This is a genomic window from Bacillus sp. XT-4, assembly GCF_050864245.1.
Lineage (GTDB): Bacteria > Bacillota > Bacilli > Bacillales > Bacillaceae > Bacillus > Bacillus altitudinis.
The window spans coordinates 1-569 of the sequence record NZ_JBPAFI010000025.1 but is presented as its reverse complement, the minus strand read 5'-3'; the positions used below and the strand labels follow the sequence as shown (position 1 = coordinate 569).

Genomic DNA, 569 nt, shown 5'->3' with positions numbered 1-569 from the left:
GACAACAACGTACATACCTATGGAAAAGAAAACGATCGCCCAGGGAGCTTCTTTTAGAACGCTTTTTGTTTGAACAGCAGGGCTTTTTTGTGCAATGACCAAGAATAAAATGGCAATCACACCAGCTATGACAGATACAGGTATAGATAAGAATTCGCTTGCAAAATAACCAATCAATAAAAAAGCTAATATATACCAAGATAATCTAAACATCTTTGGATCTTTTATTGCTTCACTCGGGTGTTTTAAATCATTCATATTATAGCGTTTAGGTATACTCTTTCTAAAGAAAAGGTACAGTACAGCGATACTCGCAAGCAACGAAAAAAGGTTTGGAACAACCATTCTGGATGCATATTCAATAAACGTAATGTTAAAATAGTCGGCTGTTACAATGTTCACTAAATTACTAACGACAAGGGGCAGTGAAGTTGTGTCTGCAATAAACCCACTCGCGATAATAAAAGGGAATACTAATTTTTCATTGAAGTTTAATGCTCTGACCATGGCTAAAACAATGGGTGTCAAAATAAGTGCTGCACCATCGTTTGCAAATAGAGCAGCGACGA

Annotated in this window: 1 protein-coding gene; it reads right to left on the bottom strand. The window is 36.6% G+C overall.

The annotated features are described in order from the left end of the window. A partial coding sequence (locus ACRRMM_RS19145) for an ArsB/NhaD family transporter (protein WP_432450938.1) occupies positions 1-569 on the bottom strand: 569 nt, incomplete at both ends.